Source organism: Micrococcus sp. IITD107 (assembly GCF_041927415.1).
Taxonomy (GTDB): domain Bacteria; phylum Actinomycetota; class Actinomycetes; order Actinomycetales; family Micrococcaceae; genus Citricoccus; species Citricoccus terreus.
In genome coordinates, this window is the sequence record NZ_JBHFFN010000003.1 from 217,250 (window position 1) to 239,002 (window position 21,753).

The following is a 21,753-nucleotide window of genomic DNA, read 5'->3' on the forward strand; positions in this document are numbered from 1 at the left end:
CCTCTCCCGTACTTCTGTGCATCCCTGCGCTCGTGTGCTCACCGTCCAGCCTGCCTGATGGCGGGTCGGGAGATGGAGCCACCACGCGCACGGACGGGGTCGGACCAGACCCGGAAATGCGAACAGCCCCGGCGACTCAACCGAGTCACCGGGGCTGTTCCACTGCGGAGGATGGGGGATTTGAACCCCCGAGGGCGTGAACCCAACACGCGTTCCAGGCGTGCGCCATAGGCCGCTAGGCGAATCCTCCTCATGCACTCACACGCCGATCACCGGGGTGACCGTCGCACGAGCAGAGTCCATCATAACGGACGCCGCCCCTCGGGGACCAATCGGCCCCGGGAGGCCGCCACCGTCCCAACGCTGGTAGTATGGTCGGCGGCCCCTCACGTGGTGTCATCTCGCTGAACTCCCCCAGGACCGGAAGGTAGCAAGGGTAGGTGGGCTCTGGCAGGTGCGTGGGGGGTCTTTGACGTTCTCGGAAAGGTCTCCCACCCATGCGCGCAGGACGGTACGCCCCCAGCCCCACCGGTCAGCTGCACCTGGGCAATCTGCGCACGGCCCTGCTCGCCTGGCTCTTCGCCCGGCACACCGAGCGCACCTTCCTGCTGCGGATCGAGGACCTGGACCGGGTTCGCGCCGGCGCCGAGGCCCAGCAGCTGCGCGAGCTCGAGGCGATCGGCCTGAACTGGGACGCCGAGCCCGTCCGCCAGTCCGAGCGCATCGACCTCTATGAGCACGCCCTGGACGTCCTTCGCGAGCGCGGCCTGGTCTACGAGTGCTTCTGCTCGCGCAAGGACATCGCCGAGGCCACCAGCGCCCCTCATCCCACGCAGTCCCCCGCCTCCTCTGCACAGCTTCCCGACGACGGCCCCTCGACTCACAGCGCGGGTCGCCTGCTGCTTCCGCCCGGCTCCTATCCGGGCACCTGCCGGAACCTATCGGAATCAGAACGCGAGCGCCGTCGTCGGGACCGCCCTGCAGCCCTGCGGATCGACGCTGCGCGCGCCGCGGGAACCGACGGGGCACCGGCCCACCAGGTGACCGATGTGCTGCACGGGACGGTGCGGGCGGCGGTGGACGACTTCGTGCTGCGGCGCAATGACGGCGCGTTCGCCTACAACCTGGCTGTGGTGGTGGACGATCTCACGCAGGGCGTGGGCCAGGTGGTGCGCGGCGACGACCTGCTCAGCTCGGCTCCGCGTCAGGCCTGGCTGGCCGGGGTCCTGTGGGAGGCCGGGGCGATCGAGGTGCCCGGTGAAGCACAGGACAGGCCCGTCACGGAGTACGCCCATGTGCCTCTGGTGCTCAACGCCGAGGGGAAGCGGCTGGCCAAGCGGGACGGTGCGGTGACCCTGGAGGACCTGGGCGTGCTGGACGGCCTGGACGGCCCGGACACCGAGCCCGCACCGTGGACGGCCGACCGGGTGCGCACGGTGCTGCTGGAGTCCGTCGGACTGCCCGGGGAGAGTCTGGACGCCGCCCTGGACGCGTTCGCCCCGGACCGTCTCCCCCGCACCCCCTGGATCTTCACCGGCCTCGACTGAGCTCGGTGCAGGCTCAGAGCACCTGAGCGGCCTGCTCGAACTCCAGCCGGCCGGCACGCGGGCGCTGCGCGTCCTCATCCTCGGGGTTCGGGGCGTGACCCACATTGATCACCAGCAGGGTCTTCCAGCCGTTCTCCGCATGGAACTCGGCGTCCACACCGGAGGTGTCCAGGCCACCCATGGGGCCGACCTGCAGGCCGTGGGCGCGCAGGGCCAGCATCAGGTAGCCGGTCTGGATCAGGGCGTTGGTGCGTGCCATGCCTTCGCGGACCTCAGCCTTGCTCTCGAACTCCTCGCGCGCGCCCTCGCGGTGCGGCGCCAGGTGCGGCATGTGCTCGTGCCAGCGGGGGTCATAGGCGGCCACCAGGGCCAGCGGTGCGGCCGCGGTCTTGTCCTGGTTCCCCGGGGCCATGTGGGCGATCAGACGCTCGCGCGCCTCAGCCGAGTCCACCACGGTCAGACGCAGCGGCTGGATGTTCATGGCGGTCGGCGCCCACCGCAGGTCCTCGTACACCTTCTGGACCAGGGCCACGTCCACCGGCTCGTCGGTGAAGGTGTTGGTGGTGTGCGCGCCCTCGAACAGCACGGCGAGCTGCTCCTGGGTCAGGGCGGGGAGGTCGGTCAGGGTGGCGGCAGAGGTCGTCACGGGCGGGCTCCTCGGGGAGTCGGGGTCAGGGTCCACCAGTGGTCAACCCACCCTGCGGCACGGTTCTTCCCGGTCCCCTTGCGCGTGCCCTCCGTTCCTGTGGACCGACCGTGCAGCACCGCCCTGCAGCGACTAGGGTGCTGTGGGTGACCACCGCCCTGTATCGCCGCTACCGCCCCGACTCCTTCGAGGACGTGATCGGGCAGGAGCACGTCACCGGACCCCTCATGCAGGCGCTGTCCAAGGACCGGGTCAACCACGCCTACCTCTTCTCCGGCCCCCGCGGCTGCGGCAAGACCACCTCGGCCCGCATTCTGGCGCGCTGTCTGAACTGTGCCCAGGGCCCCACCCCCACCCCGTGCGGTCAGTGCGACTCCTGCCAGGAGCTGGCCACCGGTGGCTCGGGCGCCCTGGACGTGATCGAGATCGACGCCGCCTCCCACGGCGGTGTGGACGACGCCCGAGATCTGCGCGAGCGGGCCACCTTCGCCCCGGTGCGCGACCGCTACAAGATCTTCATCATCGACGAGGCCCACATGGTCACCTCGGCGGGCTTCAACGCGCTGCTGAAGATCGTGGAGGAGCCACCGGAGCACATCAAGTTCATCTTCGCCACCACCGAGCCGGACAAGGTGATCGGGACCATCCGTTCCCGCACGCACCACTATCCCTTCCGGCTGGTGCCGCCGGAGCCGCTGATGGAGTACCTGGAGCGGCTCTGTGCCCAGGAGAACGTGGCCGTGGCGCCCGGTGTGCTCTCGCTGGTGGTGCGCTCGGGCGGTGGGTCCGTGCGTGACACCCTCTCGGTGCTGGACCAGCTGATGGCCGGCGCCACCGAGGACGGGCTGGCCTATGACCTCACCGTCAACCTGCTCGGGTACACCCCGGATGCCCTGCTCGACGATGTGGTGGACGCTGTGGCCGCCTCCGATTCGCAGACCGTGTTCCGTGTGGTGGACCGGGTGGTGCAGTCCGGTCAGGACCCGCGCCGGTTCGTGGAAGACCTGTTGGAGCGGTTCCGCGACCTGGTGATCGTCAAGGCCATGCCGGATGCCGCCTCCTCCGTCCTGCACGGCATGCCCGAGGACCAGCTGCGTCGGCTCGAGACCCAGGCTGCCCAGCTGGGCGGCGGCGAGCTATCCCGCGCGGCGGACATCACCAACCACGCCCTGACCGAGATGGTCGGCGCCACGAGTCCGCGGCTGCACCTCGAGCTGCTCATGGCCCGGCTGATGCTGCCCTCCACCGATCAGACCGAACGTGGCCTGGCCGCGCGGCTGGATCGGATCGAGCGCCGCCTCTCCTACGGAGGACAGGCAGAGGCAGGGCTTCCCGACGCCGGCCCCGCACCCTCTCCTGGCGCCTCACCTCAGCAGGGTGGCCAGGGGATGGATCAGGGTGCTCCGGGTCAGCAGGGCCTCTCCGGTGCCGCGCTGGCCCGCGCGGCGATGCGCCGGGACCAGCAGGGCGAAGCGCCAGCCGAGCGACCCGACCAGGCGCCGCAGACCCCGCAGTCGGCCGCGCGCCCACCGGCGGTCCAGCCCGCTCAGGACTCCCCCGTCCCGCCGTCCGCGCCGAACACCCCCACCATCCCTCCGGCCGCTGTGTCCGGCGAGGCAGAGCAGGAGCGCGAGGAACAGGCCGAACAGCACCCCGCCGCCGCAACGCCCGTGCCGCAGAGCCAGCGTTCCGACGAGCCCGCGGCCGGCCCGGACCACCAGCCCGGCGTGCCCGAGCATGATCAGTCCGCACCGCGCCAGCAGGACGAGCCGGTGCAGACCGATCAGGCCCCGGCGCCCTCCCAGTCATCACCGCAGACTCAGCGTCCCGCTGCCCCTGCACCGTCCGCCGACTGGGGCGGCACCTGGGCCGTGCCGCCGGAGGAGCCCGCCCGCCAGGACCGGCCGGCGCAGTCTCAGGCACAGCATCCCGCACCGGCCCAGCAGGAACCGCAGGCGCGGCAGACCCCGCCGAACCAGCGCGAGCAGCTGCGCCCCGCACCGCCGGCCCCGGATGGCCCGTCGGCCTCGGCTGCCGATCGTGGGGCACCGCAGCGCCAGCAGGCTCCCGGCCAGCAGCCCGAGTCCCCTGCGGGCCCACCGCAGCAGCCCTCCGGTGGCGGCAACTCGGTGGAGATGATCCGCCGTGCCTGGCCCGAGGTCCTGGACGTGCTGCAGGAGAACGCCCGGTTCATCTGGATCGTGGTCAGCCAGAACGCCTCCGTGGCCGGGTTCGACGGCCAGCTGCTGACCATCGGCTTCGCCAATGACGGCGCCCGCGATCGCGTGAAGCAGCGCGGGGGCGATCAGGACATCGCCCGTGCGGTGAACCAGGTCCTGGGCATGCAGCCGCAGATCGACCTCATCACGGGAGGGGCTGCTCCGGCAGGTGGTCCTGGCCCAAAAGCTGAGGGCCGCCCCACCCCGGCGGCCCCCCAGCCGCAGCAGTCCCCTGCCCCGGCACCCGCAGCAGGCCGGCAGCCAGCCGCACCGGCCCCAGCCCCGGAACGTGAGCATCAGCCAGCGGCCCCGGCTCCGCAGCCAGACCGTCCGGCCGGTCCCACCGGTGGCCGCCCCGCCGAGCCTCAGGGACCCCCGCCTGCTGACGAGAACCCCTGGGCCCTGCCCCCGGAGCCGGACGAGGATCCGTTCGATCCCTACGAGGAGCAGTACGCCCCCGAGGACGATCCCTACGCTCCCCTGGACACCTCTGCCTCATCCTCGGACCAGGATCCGGACCGTGGCGCCCTGGACGCCGAGGGCATCCCGGTGTCCGACGCCGCTGCCACCCCTGCGTCCGACTCTCCCGCCGCTCCAGCACCCGCCGCTCCGGCACCAGCAGAACCGACGCTCGAGGAGTCGGCCCCCGAGGAGCCGAAGGTCTCCCGGCCCGAACCCGGCTGGGGCATCCCGGTGTTCGCCCGGCCCGAGGCCGAGATGCGTGCCGAACGTGCCGGTGGCGCGGGATTCACCGCCGCATCCACCGCAGGCGAGTCCTCCGCCACGACGTCCGATCAGACCGCCCCGGACAGCTCCGGCACGCCGCACGGCCGCCGGGCCAGCAGGTTCCAGCAGATGATGGAGCAGTACAACAGGACCCAGGCCGGGGCCGCGGCGCCTCACCCCGGGACCAGCCCGCAGGCCTCCTCGATGTCCGCTGGCACCCCGGCCGGCGCGCCCACAGCGTCATCCCCAGCAGACGAACCCGGCGCCTCAGAGCCGTCCGCCTCCTCACCGCAGGCGAACGCCTCAGGTGAGGAGCCGCCGTCGGGACGCCTTGGCGGAGCCGGAAGCGCCACCGGCGCGGCCCACTCCACCGGCGGGGTGAACGCCCCGGGCGGGAACGGCTCCGTAGACTGGTCGGACGAGACCCCCAGTGATGACGATGAGACCATCGAGGACTCCGGCCTGGCCGGACGCCCCGTGGTGGAGCGCATCCTCGGGGCACGCCTGATCGAGGAACGCAGCCTCGACGGCGGACCGCTGGGCTGAGGCCCCGTCAGACCCACCCACCGAAAGGGGCACCGTGTACGAGGGCGCCGTCCAGGACCTGATCGACGAGCTCGGACGCCTCCCCGGGGTCGGTCCCAAGTCCGCCCAGCGGATCGCCTTCCACATCCTGGAGGCCGACACCGAGGACATGATCCGCCTGGCCGACTCCATCCGCACGGTCAAGGACAAGGTCAAGCTGTGCCGGATCTGCTTCAACGTCTCCGAACAGGAGACCTGCGGGATCTGCCGGGACGAGCGGCGTGACGGGACCGCGATCTGCGTCGTCGAGGAGTCCAAGGACGTGATGGCCATCGAGCGCACGCGCACCTTCCGTGGCCGGTACCACGTGCTCGGCGGTGCCATCAACCCGATCGGCGGGATCGGCCCGGACCAGCTGCACATCCGTGAGCTGCTCACCCGTCTGCAGGACGACACCATCCAGGAGGTCATCCTCGCCACCGACCCCAACCTGGAGGGCGAGGCCACGGCCACCTACCTCTCACGCATGCTCGGCTCCACCGGCATCACCGTGACCCGTCTGGCCTCCGGCCTGCCGGTGGGCGGAGACCTGGAATACGCGGACGAGGTGACGCTCGGCCGAGCCTTCGAGGGCCGCCGCAATGTCACCGGCTGAGGACCGCCAGCGTCCCGACGACGCCCCTCGCCTCTGGACGCCCAGCTTCTGGGCCGCAGTGGTCGCCATGTTCGGCGTGTCCATGGTGTTCATCACCACGATGACCTACATGGCCCTCTACGCCGTGGAGCGGTTCGGGGTGCAGGACGCCGTGGCCGGATTCGCGGCCAGCTCGTTCATCCTCGGCGCAGCGCTGGTGCGGATCGTCTCCGGGAAGTACCTGGACTTCATCGGGCGCAAGCGGCTGCTGCTGATCGCCCTGATCGTGTTCCTGGCCTGCTGCCTGGTCTATCCGTTGACGTGGGACTTCACGAGTCTGGTGGGGCTGCGTCTGCTGCACGGCATGGCGTTCGGCGGTGCCGGCACCGCCCTGACCGCCTCCGTGGTGGACCTGGTCCCGCGGGCCCGGCGCAGCGAGGGCGTGGGGTACTTCGGCGCGGCCTCCACCATCTCCACCGCCCTCGGACCGCTCGCCGCCGTCCAGCTCTCCGGCATGTTCGGCGCGGACGCCGTGTTCTGGTTCATCTCCGGCGCCTCCCTGGTGGCCCTCGGTGCGGTCCTGCTGGGACGCTTCCCCGAGCGGACCCCCACCCCGGAGGAGCACGCCCGCCGCTTCCGTCTGAGCCTCTCGGATGTGCTGGACCCGGATGCCCTGCCCCCGGCGCTCGTGCTGTTCCTGGCGGCCTCGGGCTACGCCGGAGTGGTCACGTTCCTGAACACCGCCCTGTTGGAACGGGGCATGGTCACCGCCGCGTCCCTGTTCTTCGTGGCCTACGCCGCCGGCATGCTCCTGGTCAGACTGTTCGCCGGGCGCATCCAGGACACCCGCGGGGACAACACCGTGATGCTGCCTCTGTTCGCCCTGTTCATCCTCTCCCTGGTCATGCTGGCGGTCGCCGAGCACACCTGGGTGGTGCTGGCCGCCGGTGTGCTGGGCGGGATCGGGTTCGGGGGCATCACCCCGGCCCTGCAGGTCATCGGCGTCACCCGCGCCCGTCCCGAACGACTGGGCATCGCCACCTCCACCCACTACATGATGCTGGACCTGGGCGTGGCGATCGGACCCGTGGTGTTCGGCCTGCTCATCCCCCTGGTCGGCTACACCGGGATGTACCTGGCCCTGGCCGTCACCGGCGCGCTCGCCGTGGTCCTCTACTGGCTGGTCCACGGGCGGGCCGCCTCACCCGGCCACCGTCCCTCCTGATCCCGACGACGTCACGTGCGTGACGTCGTCGTGGTCACCTTCAGGAGGGCGCAGGTCTCGGGATCTAGACTTGCCCCCAGTTCCCCACCCATCGGGCCGCGGCGCGGCCCAGACGCAGCGAGGTCTGCATGAGCCTGATAGTCCAGAAGTACGGCGGTTCCTCCGTCTCGGATGCCGCCGGCATCCAGCGGGTGGCGCGCCGGATCGTCCAGACCCAGCGGGCCGGCCACGAGGTGGTCGTGGTGGTCTCCGCCATGGGTGACACCACCGATGAGCTGCTGGACCTGGCCGCTCAGCTGACCGAGGACGCTCCGGCGCGCGAGATGGACATCCTGCTCTCGGCCGGCGAACGCATCTCGATGGCGCTGCTGGCCATGGCCATCCACGCCGAGGGATCCTCGGCGCAGTCCTTCACCGGGTCCCAGGCGGGCATGTTCACCGACTCGCTGCACGGCCAGGCCCGGATCATCGATGTCTCTCCGCACCGGGTCAAGACCGCCGTGGAGCGCGGGGAGATCGCGATCGTGGCCGGGTTCCAGGGCATGAGCCGGGAGTCCAACGACATCACCACCATGGGCCGCGGCGGCTCCGACACCACGGCAGTGGCCCTGGCGGCCGCCCTGGACGCCGAGGTGTGCGAGATCTACACGGATGTGGACGGGATCTACACCGCGGATCCGCGTGTGGTCTCCTCCGCGCGCAAGATCGAGGAGATCAGCTCCGAGGAGATGCTGGAGATGGCCGCCTCCGGCTCCAAGATCCTGCACCTGCGCTGCGTGGAGTACGCCCGCCGCTTCGGCGTCCCGCTGCACGTGCGCTCCTCCTTCTCCCAGAACGAGGGCACCTGGGTGCGGCCCAACCCCGACGACATCATCACCTTTGAGGAAGGCGAACCCATGGAACAGCCGATCGTCTCCGGCGTGGCACACGACCGGTCCGAGGCCAAGGTCACCATCGTCGGCGTCCCGGACATCCCGGGTAAGGCCGCGGAGATCTTCAACGTGATCGCCTCCGCCAACTCCAACATCGACATGATCGTGCAGAACGTCTCCCGGGCCGGCTCCGGCCGGACAGACATCTCCTTCACGGTGCCGATCGTGGAGGGCAAGGCGGCCATGCAGGCCCTGCGTGACGCTCAGGAGCACATCGGGTTCGAGGACGTGGTGCATGACCGCAACATCGGCAAGCTCTCCCTGATCGGGGCCGGCATGCGCTCCAACCCCGGCGTCTCCGCACGGTTCTTCGAGGCGCTGCACCAGGCCGGGGTGAACATCGATCTGATCTCCACCTCGGAGATCCGTATCTCCGTGGTCACCCGCGAGGACCTGCTGGACACTGCCGTGCGCGCTGTCCACGAGGCCTTCGGTCTGGATGCCGAGGAGGAGGCCACCGTCTACGGCGGCACCGGCCGCTGACTCTGCGGCCACTCCGAACAGACAGACGTGCCCCGGACCTGTTGGTCCGGGGCACGTCTGTCTGTGTCAGGCGTCAGCCGTGGGTCACTGCTTGACCAGATCGGACAGCGGGGCTGCCTCGACCTGCTCCGGGGTGAGCACGCGGCCGTTGACGTCGGTCACGGTGGTGGTGCCGTCGGCGCCGACCTCGACGGTGACGGCGGTGGAGATGCCCTCGGTCCAGGTGATGACACCGTGCCAGGAGCCCTCGGTCAGACCGGACCAGCTGGCAGTCGCCGTGGCCTTCTCACCCTGGGTCAGGGAGATCGGGTTCGGCGTGACGGTGAGGTTGCCCTCATCGCCGGTCAGCTTCACCGTCTGCAGCGTGGCATCGGTGGAGGCCTGGTTCGGCGAGTCGTACAGGTTGGACACCACTGCGTAGGTGCCCGGTGCCGGGTTGGTCAGGGTCAGACGCTCCGAGGCAGAGGCCGTGGCCACCTGCACGGTGCGGCCGGCCGGGGTGATGACGAACATGTCCCAGTCGGACGCATCGTCAGCAGCCAGCAGGGACCAGGTCACCGAGGTGGTGCCGGCCTCCACGGTGGTGAACGCCAGGTGGTTCGAGGCGTTGTTCCCGCCGTAGAGCGCACCCGGGACCTTGCTGAAGTTCTCTTCGACAGCCTTGGTCAGGCCGACGATCGAGGGGCTCACGGTGCCGGTGACGCCACCGGTCAGCTCGATCTCGGTGGAACCGGAGGCACCGGAACCGGTGACGGAGGACGGTGCAGCCACATCGACGGCACGCAGGGTGACGGCGGAGGTGACATCGGCAGAGTTCTTCTTGCCGCCGGCCCAGGTGAGCGAGCCGTGCTTCCAGGTGTTGGCCTCGGCACCGTCGCGGGTGAAGGTGACCTCGACCTCGGCGGACTGTCCGCGCTTGAGGTTCAGGGTGGAGGGCGATGCCGTCACCGTGAAGCCGGGGACGTTGGCCTCGAGGGACCAGCGGCCGTTCTCCAGGGCGGTCACCGTACGGGTGACGGTGGCCGAGCCGGCCACGTTGGACACGGCGTAGGAGGGCACGTTGACGTCGCGGGCGGCGATCTCACCGGCCAGGAACGCGTTCCAGTGCTCCTCATCGGCGTCGTACACCAGTCCCGGGGCAGCCATCGCAGCCGGGTCGGCAGAGCCGGCGCCGGTGGCGAAGTTGTCCAGGTTGACCGAGCCGTCGGCGTTGTAGACGTCCTCAGTGGTGGTCATCATGGCCGACTTGATGGCCATCGGGGACCAGCTGGGGTGCTTGCCGGCCATCAGAGCCGCCATGCCGGCCAGGTTCGGCGCAGCCATGGAGGTTCCGGACATCAGGCCGTACTGGTTGCCGCCGTAGTTCGGATCCAGCGGGGAGACACCTGCCATGACGTTGACGCCGGGTGCGGCGATGTCAGGCTTGAGCAGGTCGGAGCTGACCGCGTTGGACGGGCCGCGCGAGGAGAAGCCAGCGATCTGCGGGACAGCCGGCTCAGGAAGGCCGGTGGTGTCGCCGCGGACCAGGGTGGCCTGCACGTCGGTGGAGGCCACGTGGGCCTTCACGCTCTCGTCAGAGGTGTGGACGGTGGGCACCGAGTGGTGGTCGGCATCCTCGGAGCCGCCGCCGATGTTCACCAGGACCATGCCGACGCCGCCGGCGTTGGCGACCTCTTCGGACTTCTCGACGCGGGCGTTGCCACCGCGGTCGCAGACCACGATCTTGCCGTCGACGGCTGCCGGGTCCAGGGTGTCCAGGAAGCACAGGGCCGCGTCAGCGGGGTTCGCGTCAGCCTTGGCGACCTCCGAGGAGAGGACGATGTCGGCGGGGCCGACTCCCTCGCCCATGGAGGAGACGCCGCGGACCTTGGTGCCGTCAGCGAACTCGACGGTGCCGCTCATCTCATTGGAGAAGGTGGACGCTGCGACCGAGGTCAGCCACGGGGAGGAGTGGTTCACGGTGTTGGCCGTGGGACCGGAGTTGCCGGCCGAGGCGGAGACGAAGATCCCTGCGGAGGCAGCCGACTTGAACGCGAGGGCGACGGGGTCGACCACGGAGTTGTTGTTGCCGGAGATCGAGTAGTTCAGCACATCGACGTTGTCGATGATGGCGTCCTCGATGGCGGCCACGGAGGCGGAGGTGTAGCAGCCGCCGGTGTTAGGATCGGTGTCCTCCCAGCAGATCTTGTACACGGAGACCTTGGCGGCCGGGGCCACTCCGGATCCCTCACCGAAGTCGCCGTCGTCGCGCACCTGGTCCACGCCGTGGTTGCCCGCGGCCGTGGTGGCGGTGTGGGTGCCGTGGGAGGAGACGTCGATCGGGGACAGGCGCTCATCCGGATCACGCTGTGCCGGAGGCACGTAGGCCTCGAAGTCCTCGGAGTAGTAGCGGGCCGAGAGCACCTTGGAGTTGCACTCGTCGCCGGTGAAGTCCTCGCCCGGCTCGCACTCACCCATGAAGGTGGTGCCGTCAGCCTTGAGCATGGCGATCTTGCCGTCAGCGGTCAGGTACGGTTCGCCGACCTTGGGCTTGCCCTTGAGCGGGCGGACCGGCTCACCGGTGAGCATGTCCTGCTCCGGGTAGTAGCCGGTGTCGATGACACCCACGACAGTGCCCTTGCCGGCGTTCTCGATGCCCTTGTACGTCTGCTTCCAGGCGCCCTTGTTGCCCGGCAGGCCCAGGAACTCGGTGGAGGAGTAGTCCGGAGCGGCCTGGGTGTTCTCGGCCACGCCCAGCACGTTGGGGTTGCGGGAGAGGTCCAGCGCCTGCTCAGCGGTCAGGTCCGCGGTAAAGGCGTTCAAGGCCACGGAGAAGCTGCGGTCCACCTGCACGCCCTCGGTCGCGGCGACATCACGCTGCTTCTTCTCCAGGAACTTCTCGTACTTGCGCACGTGTGCCGAGTTCGGGTTGAACTTGCCCTTCGGCGCCGCCGTGGGCGCGTAGCCCTGGGTGCCGCCGGTGTAGGTGACCGCCGGGGCGTCCTTCAGGACCACGAAGTACTTGCCGTCCTTGTAGTTCTCCACGCCGCTCTGCAGGACCGAGTCCACTGAGCTGGCGCCGCCAGCGCCGTCCGGCGCTGCCACGGCCGGAGCCAGGAATGTCCCTGCGATCAGGGGCAGCCCGGCCAGGGCCGCTGTGATAGCCCGGCGACGCCGAGCTGGTTTCGGGTTCTGAGACATGAACCTCGCCTTTCCTCACCAAAAGTGCTGGACGGACACAGCTGTGCCGACCAAGGGGTGTTACGAACTCCACGCGGCCCGGATCGGAGTCGCACGAGTGAGTGACGGCACATGTGACCACGGACACGTTGGGATGTTCGAAACAGTACCTGAGCATTTCCTGAGTGGGTAGACCTGAAACGAATCTTCAACATGGATGACGCGATCTGTTCACAGTCGGGCAGGTCACAGCAGAGGTCGCGTACAGGTCAGATCTCACTACGCTGGGGGTCATGCCCACCTCACAGCCGCTCCCCGCCCTCGCGGCCGCTCGGACCCCGCTGGTCCTGGCGCCGGATCAGTGGCAGACCCTGGCCGAGGGTCACCGGGCACGTATCGCAGCCTTCACCGACCCCATCGTGGAACTGCATCACCGTGGTGAGAAGCACCCGGTGCACGACTTCCTCTTCTCCTACTATTCGCTCACCCCTGGTGCGCTGCAGCGCTGGCACCCGGGGGCCGGCGTCGTGCTGGCACGCAGCGCTGGTGAGGGCACCCACCCAGACCAGGAGATTCCCGACGACGGCCCCGCCACCTGGCGCTTCTACCGCGAGGTGGCACCCTCAGACCAGGCGCCGCAGGGCGGCTGGGAGGTGGATGTGGAGGAGTTCTGCGAGCGGCGGGCATCCATGGTGGAGTTCGGTCGGCGGATCCTCTCCGCCACTGCCTCACGACCAGCACGGCTGGCGTGCTTCGGCCTGCACGAATGGGCGATGGCCTACCGTGCGGAGGTGCACGGCGTGCGGCACTCCACGGTTCCCCTGCGGCTGGGCGCGGAGGGGACGAATGCGGTGGTGGAGGGCAGCCGCATCACCTGCTCGCACATCGACGCCTTCCGATTCTTCGCGCCGGAGGCGGTGGAGCTCAACGAGCTGCAGCCCACGCGGGCGCGGCAGGTGGAGCTGGAGCAGCCCGGCTGCCTCCACGCGAACATGGACCTGTACAAGTGGGCGTACAAGCTGCTGCCGGCCATCAGCTCGGACCTGGTGGCGGACTGCTTCGAGCTGGCATGGGACATCCGCGGCGTGGACATGCAGGCCTCACCCTATGACCTGGCCGACTGGGGCTACGAGCCCATCCGGATCGAGACGGCCGAGGGTCGGGCGGAGTACGTCCGGCATCAGCGCGCCTTCGCTGAGCGGGCACAGGAGCTGCGCGGGCGTCTGCTGGCAGCCCTGGACCACCTGGAGGCGCTCAGCGGCGATCCTATAAAGCTACCTTGACGTCAAGCAGACTTGACTGTCAAGCTTGCTGTACACAGCCGAGCCTCGACGATGCGATCGGCTCAGTCAGCAGGAGGGACACCATGGACCGCAGTACGGGTGCACAGAGCAGTCAGTCGACCGAGATCCACCGGCACAGCTCATTCTGGGGACGCTCCGCGCGGCTCGGTGGCGGTTCGGGGCGGCTGATCGCCGTCAGCCTCTCCCTGGGCCTGGCCAGCGCGTTCGCCCTGGCAGCGGGAGCCACCGCTCTCGGACGTGCGGCCAGCCCCGAGATGCCCGAGGCCTGGACGTGGCTGTTCCCGGTCATCTTCTTCTGCCTCGCGGCGCCGGTCGCCTGCATGGCGGCTTGGGCACTGCTCGTGGACCGAAGCACGGTCCGAGGCGCCACGAGCAACCCCGAGGACTCGATCGAGAACCGGTGGTACGACCGCGCAGCCCAGGCCACCTTCCATGTGGTCCTGCCTGTGGTGGGGGTGGGCGCCGGACTGGCCTCCATCACCCGCTGGCAGGCCGACACCGGGCTGCTGCTGATGGCTATCGCCGTGCTGATGATCCTGGTCTTCGCCGGCTCCTACCTGTGGGCCAAGCGGGTGGACTCCTGATGGAGAACAGCCTCAAGGAGGCCCGAGAACGGGCGGGCTGGTCCCAGCAGCGCCTGGCCGATGAGCTGGGGGTCTCCCGGCAGACTGTGATCTCGATTGAGAAGGGACGCTACGACCCCTCCCTGCCCCTGGCCTTCCGCCTGGCCTCGGCGTTCGGCTGCCGGATCGAGGACCTCTTCACCCCCGGCGACGGTGACACCTGAGCCCCCCTTCCCCCTCGCTCGCGGGGCCTGACTACGTATGGCGACTGTGCTAGTGAGTGAAGGGGATGACATCAAGATCATCCGGCACTAAGAACTCTCCGGAGAAATGTTCCCGGCCTGCGTCCCAGGCCGCAGTCTGGTCTACACCCGGCACCAAATGATGGAGTGCGAGTCGACGGGCACCCGCTTCTTCTCCCACCCGAACAGCGTCACGGAGGGAGGTGTGAGATTTGTGGTGATGCTCCAGCGAGGCACGAGACGTTTCGTCTGCCTTCCCTTCATACATCTTCTCGATGAACTCGAAGTCCAGAGCCTCGTGCAGGACCAGCCCGGCACCTTGGGACAATCGAACCATGTTCGGCGTGTAGGTCGTGTCACCCGAGATGCAGACTGACCCCAGATCCGTGTCGAAACGGAAGGCAAAGGCGGGTGCAATGGGTGGATGCTGCACCAAAGTTGCACTCACCACCACCTGATCATCTCTGAACACCTCGAACGGCTCAATCGTCGGCACAGGGTTGTCATTGGCGTGGAACTGTGCGTGCGAAGGAATCTCGATGTCACGCGCGTCGAAGAGGTCGAGCGGCGACGGACGCAGCGAATCGATGACCCTGTCGTTCAAGTCTGTGGCGTGGGCTTCCATCAACTTCAGGAACATCTCCGCGGTGCCGGGAGTCGGACTATGCGGGGCGACAGGCTGGGGTGGAGTCTGAGCCAACGCCGACACCGGGGGCAGGACCCCTCGGTCGCCGGGCCCGTAGATCGGCACCGGATCGTCCAGCCGGTGCTGAAGTTCGTAGAGACCGAACAGCCCGAGCGTGTTCAGGTCGACCGTGTGATCGGAGTGCAGGTGAGTGATGAAGACCCCCTTGAGATCTCCAAGGGCTAAACCTGCTCGTTCTATCTGGCGACCCACCCCGTGGCCGCAGTCCACCAAGTAGAAGCCGTCGTCTACAACGACAGCAGTCGCGATCCCAGTTCGGCTTGCTCCCCGCCAGAAACGAGGACCACCAGCAGTTCCCAAAGTGATCACATGATGCGGCGCTGTGGACGTTGAAGTCATGAGGTTGCCCTTCAGGAGAAATGATCAGGTCTCCAATGAGTCTGCCGATTCAGACATATCGTGAAAAGATCGATCTGGTGGGGTACACCATCGGTTTTATTTATGCCCACGACGCTGGGTATCTGGGAGGCATCCATGGCAGACATCACTGTGCGGCAGTTGGAGTACTTTCTTGCCGTGGTCGACCACGGGTCGATCAGCGCGTCAGCCCGCCATCTTCACATCAGTCAGGCTGCCGTTTCCGTAGCGATTCAGCAGTTGGAACGGCAATTGAACGCAGATCTTCTCAGCCGCGCACCGGCACGGCGGGCTCTGCCGACTCCGGCGGGACAGGCACTCCTCCCCCACGCTCGACGCGTGGTGGCTGCGTTGGCTGACGCAGCTGAGTCGGTACAGGATGACAGGACGGAGCTCCGAGGAACCCTTCGCGTGATCAGCACTGTCAATGTGTCTCCGCACGTGCTGCCGCCCATGCTCGAACATTTCAAACGACAGTTCCCGGACGTCATGGTGCGAATTTCCGAGGCCAGCCCAGCAGACATCCATGAGTCGATCAGGACAGGGCAAGCTGACCTCGGATTGGGGTATCAGCGCCAATCCAGCTCGGACTTCAAGGAAACACTCGTCGATGATGTGCGCCAACACGTGATGATTCCTGCAGGTCATCGCTTGGCCGCTCGAGCCTCGGTTCATTTGAAGGAATTGGAGGAGGACCCCTTCATCATGGTGGACATTCCTCCCAGCGTGGAACGCATCACTCAGCTGATGTTGGACCTAGGTGTCTCGCCTCGCCTGGCATGGAAGTCGCAGAACTTCGAGACAGTCCGATCCCTCGTTGCACACGGCCTGGGATGGTCTTTCGTCAACGTGATTCCCGCGAGTACGACCACCTACAACGGACAAGAAGTCGCCTACGTCCCGATCGCAGACGACATCCCAGCCAACCCGATTGTCGCCATGACCTTGCCAAACGCGCATCACGTGGCGCGAGTTCGCGCAGCTCTGAAGTTCTTCACGGAGCGACGGGCCCTCCTGCGCGGCTAATGCGGCAGGAGGACCCGTCAGGACTGCGGGTTTCGAAACGACGCAGTCAGTCGATTCTGCGAGGAGAGCCTGTCGAATGGCGCGGGTGCGACGACTGGCCTACATCAGAGCCGGAATCACGACGCATAGTTTCCCCTCCTTGGTCCTCATCTCCCACTGTCCGAGCCGCTTCGGCGAACTGATCGAAAGTAGGACGGCGGGACTTCCGACGCGTGTCAATGACGACCCAGATGACGACGAGCAGCAACAGTCCCATCAGCACCAGGGGTATCGGTCTCGTGAAGAAGATGGAGAACGATCCGTCGGACAGGACCATCGAACGCCGGAAGTGGTCCTCGAGGATCGGTCCCAGGATGAATCCGAGAATGAACGGACCTAAGTCGAAGTTGAACGTCCGGAGGAAGTAGCCCACCACTCCGAAGACGATGCACATCAGTACGTCGAACATGGAGTTGCGCACCGAGTACACGCCCGCAACCGCCACGATAAGGATAATCGGCGCCATGACATTGCCAGGAATCCGCAGCATCTTCACGAACAAGCCGATCAACGGCAGGTTGAGAAGAAGCAGGAGAACATTGCCGACGTACATCGATGCAATGACGCCCCAGAAGACGTCTGGATGTTCATTCACCAGCTGGGGCCCTGGTGTGATGTTCTGCAGAAGCAGGGCACCGAAGATCAAGGCCAACACAGGGTTCGGCGGGACGCCGAGGGTCAGCAGCGGAAGGAATGACGAGTTGGAGGAAGCGTTGTCCGCGGTCTCTGTGGCGGCCAGGCCGTCAATCGCTCCCTTGCCGAACTTCTCTGGTTCCTTCGAGAACCGCCGCTCAGTTCCATACGCCACCACCGAGGAGATCGTTCCTCCGCCTCCAGGGATGATGCCGATGAAGAATCCAATGACCGATGCCCGCAGAATCGCCAGTCGGCTTTTGACCCACTCGGCCTTCGTAGGCAGAATACGAGCCAGCTTGGTCTTCCCAAGCCCCCCGTAGAAGCCCTTCTCGGCGTTGAACATGATCTCGCCGATGCCGAACAGCCCCACAGCGACCGCGACAATGTGGATGCCTGCAGTCAGTTCGAAGTTTCCGAACGTCAAACGGGGTTCCGCCGTATTCGGATCCAATCCGATGACTGCCACGATGATCCCCAATGCAACAGCCACCAAGGCTTTCACCTTAGATCCGGACCCGATGAACGCGATCATGAGCAGGCCCATGGCAGCCAGCACGAACATGTCAGGACTGCTGACCGACCCGGCGACTCTCGCGAGGGAGGGTGCCAGGAACGTCAGTCCCAGAATCGCGATAGTTCCTCCAATGAAGGATCCGATAGCTGTGATTCCGAGAGCAGACCCAGCTTTGCCCTGTTGCGCTAGAGGATACCCATCGAAGGTCGTTACCACCGCCGATGCATCCCCGGGAAGGCGGAGCAGGATCGCTGGGATACGACCGCCGTACATCGATCCGTAGTAGATGCCAGCCAACATCATGATGGCACCAGCGGGTTCAAGGTTGAAAGTCAGTGGGAGGAGCAGAGCGATCGTGGCGACTGGCCCCAGCCCAGGGATCAGTCCGATCAGTGTTCCCACTGTAACGCCAATGAGCACAAAGAGGAGGTTCTCCGGCTGGAGGGCGACACCGAATCCGTGACCTAGCCCGTTGAGCATGTCGTTCATGGAAAGTGGCCTTTCTCAGACGCCGGTCAGAATGCCCGTAGATTCACGCCGAGAAGCAACGCGAACAGGATATAGACGACGACAGGGGTCAGGATCGAGACGATGACGGCGGGTACCCAGCGCATACCCCCAACAAAACGAGTGACAATGAGAAGCGCCGGAGCTCCTGCGCCAATCAGCCCGGCCCAGTCGTACAGAGGCACGAAGATCAACAAGGGTATTGCAACGCCCGCAACACGCAGCAGCCCCTTCCTGCTGGGCGGATGGAACCGATGACGCGACAACAGGATGACCGGCGCCAGCAGCAACACGACCAGGCAGTTCAGGAATGGCCAGAGACCCGCTCCCGGCTGATCGAAGGATCCGATTCCAAGCTGCAGTGACGGGATCAGAAAAATGACTCCGACAACGGCCAGAACGACGGCCGAGTACCAATCCACTGGCCCTGGTTCGTCCCGCTGCGGGTGACCTTCATAGTCGTCGAGCTGCTCCGCGCCCCAAGCGGGCGACGGATGATCCGCTGGGCGAGAGTTCGAGGACGATGCCATGGCATTCACCGCCCTGGACCTACTGGATTCCCAGTTCGGAGTACAGCGTCCGGAAACGCTCCAGCTCCTTGGGCATATAGTCACCGAACCACGCTTCACCGCCGACGTCGGGGATGATGCCTCCCGAATCTTCGACGAACTTGATGAAGTCGTCGGATTCCACAGCCGCAGTCGATGCCTCGGTGAGGGCGTCCACGACTTCCTGAGGAGCGTCCTTCTGGACCACCAGTGCCTGAGATCCGGCGAATAGATAATCGCTCATCCCGTACTCCTTAATAGAGGGAACGTCGCCCAGAACCTCGGGAACGTAATCAGTCGTCACCGCAAGCGCTCGGATCTCGCCGGATTTGATGCGCGGCAACGCGCTGGTGATGTCCTGGATTCCGAAGTCGACATCGCCATTGACAATGGCCTGAAGCGCTGGAGGCGAGCCGTTGTAGGCGACAACCTCTCCGTCGAGGCCATAGTCCTTCAAGATCCCTGCGCCAATCAGGTGGGTCGGATGCCCCTTGCCGAATGCGGAGTACGTCAGGCGGCCGTCTGCAGACTGCAGATCCTCGAACTTCTCCAGCGGTGAGTTTGCTGGCACAGCAACGACAAAGGTGTTCTCAGCAACAGGCTGGATCGACCTAAAGTCATCGATCTCATAAGAGACATCCTGTTGCAGCATGCTGGAGGTGAATGCACCCGTCGGAGCGAAGAGAAGGCTGTACCCATCGGCTGAGGCATTCGCAGCCTCTGTCGACGCAATGGCTCCGCCACCGCCCTCCCGGTTCACGACAAGCACCTTCCGTCCAAGCTCTCGCTCGAGCCCCTCCGCGAACTTGCGCGCAGTCGCATCGTTGTGTCCGCCAGCGGCGAATCCCACAATCAGTTCGACGTTCTTCGTCGGATACTCCTCCGCGGAACCTCCCGATCCACCCTGAGGTCCACAAGCTGTGACTCCCAGAGCGGCGACCACGGCGAGACCCACTGTGAATGTTCGACGATTCATGCGCCTTTTCCTTTCCCGGTGTCCCGGCGGGGTAGCCGGGTGTGACGTAGATCCCAGTGTTCATCAGTGACATCCATTAGGAAACCGGAAGTTATTTATAGAGGCCATCGTCTATGCCTATAACTGGAACCACCTACATCGCATCTCTTCCGGGCCCCACGGACGCGAACGGCGCGCCTCCGTCAGGAAGGAGGCGCGCCGTCGTCGGGAACTCAGGCCCGGTTCAGACCAGGACCGAACCGTGGGTCACCGGGTGAAGATGGGGCGGAAGAACTCCATCAGCTCGTCGGTGGAGCTCAGCGGCAGCACGTTGGCCACGTACTGGTCCGGGCGCACGACGACGACCACGCCTTCGCGGCTGAGTTCGCGGGCCACGAAGATGTCATCCTCGGGGTCGATCCCGTAGACCTTGTTCAGGTTCGAGACCTGGAACGGGCCGACCTGCGGACGGAAGACACGCGGGGCCTCCATCAGCTCGACCTCCTGATGCGGCTGCTGGTAGATCACCGAGACGTCGAACACCGAGTCGGGATCCCAGCCCTCCGGGGTGAAGGCGCGAACGGGACCGTTCTCCCCGCCCATCCATTCGGCCCAAGTGCGCACCGCCGAGTCCTGGGAGCCGGAGGGGGCGGCGTCGGCGAAGACGTACACCCGCCAGCGGCCGTCAGCGGTGTGCTGGTGACCCAGGTACTTGCGGTTGGTGTCCGAGACCCGGTGCACCGGGTGGGCCTTGAAGCGCTTGCCCAGCGTGAAGCCGCCGGCCAGCTCCTGGTGGGTGTTCTCCCCCACCAGCAGTCCCGGCTTGTACTCGGTCATGAAACCGGCCGGGAACTCGGCGGTCTTGGTGTAGAAGTCCTCCAGGGCCGAGGCGCTCTCCAGCTCCTCGGGCTTGGCGGCCATCATCGAGGACCACTCGCGGTCGAAGTCGATCAGGTTCTGGGCGATCTCCTGGCGCTCGGCGGTGTAGGTGGCCAGCAGCGACTCCGGGGCCAGGCCGGTGAGCACGTGACCCAGCTTCCAGGCGATGTTGAAGCCGTCCTGGATGGACACGTTCATGCCCTGGCCGGCCTTGGCCGAGTGGGTGTGGCAGGCGTCGCCGGCGATGAACACGCGCGGGGTGCGGGTGCCGGCCTCCTCGGTGGGGACGTCGTCGAACCGGTCGGTGACGCGGTGTCCGACCTCGTAGACGCTCCACCAGCCCACGTCCTTCACGTCCACCGAGTACGGCGAGACGATCTGGTTGGCCTTGCGGATGATGGTCTCCAGCGGGGTCTTGCGGACGGCACCGTTGTCGTTCTCATCCACCTCACCCAGATCCACGTACATGCGGAACAGGAACCCGCCCTCACGGGGGATGTGCAGGATGGAGCCGTGCTTGGACTGGATGGCGCACTTGGTGCGGATGTCCGGGAAGTCGGTCTCGGCGATCACGTCCATCACACCCCAGGCGTGGTAGGACACGGCACCGACGTGCTGCGCGCCGATGGCCTTGCGGACGCGTGAGTGCGCGCCGTCACCGCCCAGGACGTACTTGGCGCGCACGATGCGCTCCTCGCCCTGCGCCGTGCCGCCGTTCGGGGCCTCGCCGGAGCGCTTGAGGGTCACCGTGACGGGGTACTCGCCCTCGCCGACCTCCAGGGAGACGAACTCCCAGCCCCAGTAGGGCTCGGTGCGGGAGGGTGCGTTCTTGGCGTAGCGGGCGAAGTAGTCCAGCACGCGGGCCTGGTTGACGATCAGGTGCGGGAACTCGGAGACGCCGGCGGGATCATCCACGGTACGGGCGGTGCGGATGATGTGCTCCGGGTTCTGCGGGTCCGGCTTCCAGAAGTTCATCTCGGTCAGGTCGAAGGCCTCGGCGATGATCTCCTCGGCGAAGCCGAACGCCTGGAAGGTCTCCACGGAACGGGCCTGGATGCCGTCCGCCTGGCCGATCTCCAGACGGCCGTCGCGGCGGTCGATCAGGCAGGTCATGACCTCGGGGAACATGGCCAGCTGGGCGGTGGCGGTCATGCCAGCCGGGCCGGCGCCGACCACGAGGACGTCCATGGTGTCCGGCAGTTCGGGCGAGCGGTCCACGCCGACGCCGGATGCGGGCAGCACGCGGGGATCGGTGGAGACATATCCGTGGTGATGGAACAGCATGGGGGCTCCTGGTGATGAGAGGATGCGAGGGTCTGAGCTGTGTTCTATAATCGAACGAGTCGTTCATATACCGAACACGTGACTCAGATCATATACG

At 66.8% G+C, this 21,753-nt stretch carries 16 protein-coding genes, 1 tRNA gene and 1 other RNA gene; 10 read left to right on the forward strand and 8 right to left on the reverse strand.

Features of this window, described 5'->3' with window-relative positions:
* Positions 1–165: 165 nt before the first annotated feature.
* Positions 166–250: transfer RNA gene (locus ACEXHE_RS07985), tRNA-Ser, on the reverse strand.
* Between the two features lie 127 nt (positions 251–377).
* Between ACEXHE_RS07985 and ffs the strand changes: the two genes are divergently transcribed.
* Both ffs and gluQRS read left to right on the forward strand, forming a co-directional pair.
* An RNA gene (gene ffs, locus ACEXHE_RS07990) (signal recognition particle sRNA small type) lies at positions 378–474 on the forward strand.
* A gap of 23 nt (positions 475–497) precedes the next feature.
* Entirely contained in the window at positions 498–1,547 is a 1,050-nt protein-coding gene (gluQRS, locus tag ACEXHE_RS07995; protein WP_374785392.1) for a tRNA glutamyl-Q(34) synthetase GluQRS, read from the forward strand.
* 13 nt (positions 1,548–1,560) lie between these two features.
* Here gluQRS and ACEXHE_RS08000 read toward each other — a convergent pair whose 3' ends face one another.
* The gene (locus ACEXHE_RS08000) at positions 1,561–2,193 is read right to left on the reverse strand and encodes a malonic semialdehyde reductase (RefSeq protein ID WP_374785393.1); all 633 of its coding nucleotides are present in this window, start codon (positions 2,191–2,193) and stop codon (positions 1,561–1,563) included.
* Positions 2,194–2,339: 146 nt separating this feature from the next.
* Here ACEXHE_RS08000 and ACEXHE_RS08005 point away from each other — a divergent pair, with 146 nt between their 5' ends.
* The 4 genes from ACEXHE_RS08005 (at position 2,340) to ACEXHE_RS08020 (ending at position 8,937) form a co-directional block, all read left to right on the forward strand.
* Complete coding sequence (locus ACEXHE_RS08005; protein WP_374785394.1) at positions 2,340–5,684, forward strand: DNA polymerase III subunit gamma and tau; 3,345 nt, start codon at positions 2,340–2,342, stop codon at positions 5,682–5,684.
* Between the two features lie 34 nt (positions 5,685–5,718).
* The gene (gene recR / locus ACEXHE_RS08010) at positions 5,719–6,318 is read left to right on the forward strand and encodes a recombination mediator RecR (protein WP_374785395.1); all 600 of its coding nucleotides are present in this window, start codon (positions 5,719–5,721) and stop codon (positions 6,316–6,318) included.
* Positions 6,305–7,522: an MFS transporter gene (locus ACEXHE_RS08015; RefSeq protein ID WP_374785396.1), complete on the forward strand. Its 1,218-nt coding sequence runs from the start codon at positions 6,305–6,307 to the stop codon at positions 7,520–7,522. The genes recR and ACEXHE_RS08015 overlap by 14 nt, the downstream gene beginning before the upstream one ends.
* A 128-nt stretch (positions 7,523–7,650) precedes the next feature.
* Positions 7,651–8,937, forward strand: coding sequence for an aspartate kinase (locus ACEXHE_RS08020; RefSeq protein WP_277245310.1), 1,287 nt, complete (start codon positions 7,651–7,653; stop codon positions 8,935–8,937).
* 84 nt (positions 8,938–9,021) lie between these two features.
* Here the strand turns inward: ACEXHE_RS08020 and ACEXHE_RS08025 are convergent, their stop codons facing one another.
* On the reverse strand, positions 9,022–12,117 hold the full coding sequence (locus ACEXHE_RS08025; protein WP_374785397.1) for a S8 family serine peptidase: 3,096 nt from the start codon (positions 12,115–12,117) through the stop codon (positions 9,022–9,024).
* A gap of 272 nt (positions 12,118–12,389) precedes the next feature.
* Between ACEXHE_RS08025 and ACEXHE_RS08030 the strand changes: the two genes are divergently transcribed.
* From ACEXHE_RS08030 to ACEXHE_RS08040, 3 genes are all read left to right on the forward strand, one after another.
* Positions 12,390–13,379, forward strand: coding sequence for a 3-methyladenine DNA glycosylase (locus ACEXHE_RS08030; protein WP_374785398.1), 990 nt, complete (start codon positions 12,390–12,392; stop codon positions 13,377–13,379).
* A gap of 83 nt (positions 13,380–13,462) precedes the next feature.
* Complete coding sequence (locus tag ACEXHE_RS08035; RefSeq protein ID WP_260062019.1) at positions 13,463–13,984, forward strand: hypothetical protein; 522 nt, start codon at positions 13,463–13,465, stop codon at positions 13,982–13,984.
* Positions 13,984–14,187, forward strand: a complete 204-nt coding sequence (locus ACEXHE_RS08040; RefSeq protein WP_374785399.1) for a helix-turn-helix transcriptional regulator — start codon at positions 13,984–13,986, stop codon at positions 14,185–14,187. Before ACEXHE_RS08035 ends, ACEXHE_RS08040 begins: the two co-directional genes overlap by 1 nt.
* Positions 14,188–14,236: 49 nt before the next feature.
* Here the strand turns inward: ACEXHE_RS08040 and ACEXHE_RS08045 are convergent, their stop codons facing one another.
* Positions 14,237–15,250 (reverse strand): MBL fold metallo-hydrolase, encoded by a 1,014-nt coding sequence (locus tag ACEXHE_RS08045; RefSeq protein ID WP_374785400.1) that lies wholly within the window; start codon positions 15,248–15,250, stop codon positions 14,237–14,239.
* Between the two features lie 135 nt (positions 15,251–15,385).
* Here ACEXHE_RS08045 and ACEXHE_RS08050 point away from each other — a divergent pair, with 135 nt between their 5' ends.
* Positions 15,386–16,294, forward strand: coding sequence for a LysR family transcriptional regulator (locus ACEXHE_RS08050; protein ID WP_374785401.1), 909 nt, complete (start codon positions 15,386–15,388; stop codon positions 16,292–16,294).
* A gap of 46 nt (positions 16,295–16,340) precedes the next feature.
* On the opposite strand, the gene ACEXHE_RS08055 is transcribed toward ACEXHE_RS08050, so the two are convergent.
* The 4 genes from ACEXHE_RS08055 to ACEXHE_RS08070 form a co-directional block, all read right to left on the reverse strand.
* Complete coding sequence (locus ACEXHE_RS08055) at positions 16,341–17,972, reverse strand: tripartite tricarboxylate transporter permease (protein ID WP_374785402.1); 1,632 nt, start codon at positions 17,970–17,972, stop codon at positions 16,341–16,343.
* Between the two features lie 26 nt (positions 17,973–17,998).
* Positions 17,999–18,520, reverse strand: coding sequence for a tripartite tricarboxylate transporter TctB family protein (locus ACEXHE_RS08060; RefSeq protein ID WP_374785403.1), 522 nt, complete (start codon positions 18,518–18,520; stop codon positions 17,999–18,001).
* A 19-nt stretch (positions 18,521–18,539) separates the two neighbouring features.
* Entirely contained in the window at positions 18,540–19,514 is a 975-nt protein-coding gene (locus tag ACEXHE_RS08065) for a Bug family tripartite tricarboxylate transporter substrate binding protein (protein WP_374785404.1), read from the reverse strand.
* A gap of 246 nt (positions 19,515–19,760) precedes the next feature.
* Positions 19,761–21,656, reverse strand: a complete 1,896-nt coding sequence (locus ACEXHE_RS08070; RefSeq protein ID WP_374785405.1) for an FAD-dependent monooxygenase — start codon at positions 21,654–21,656, stop codon at positions 19,761–19,763.
* Positions 21,657–21,753 lie beyond the last annotated feature (97 nt).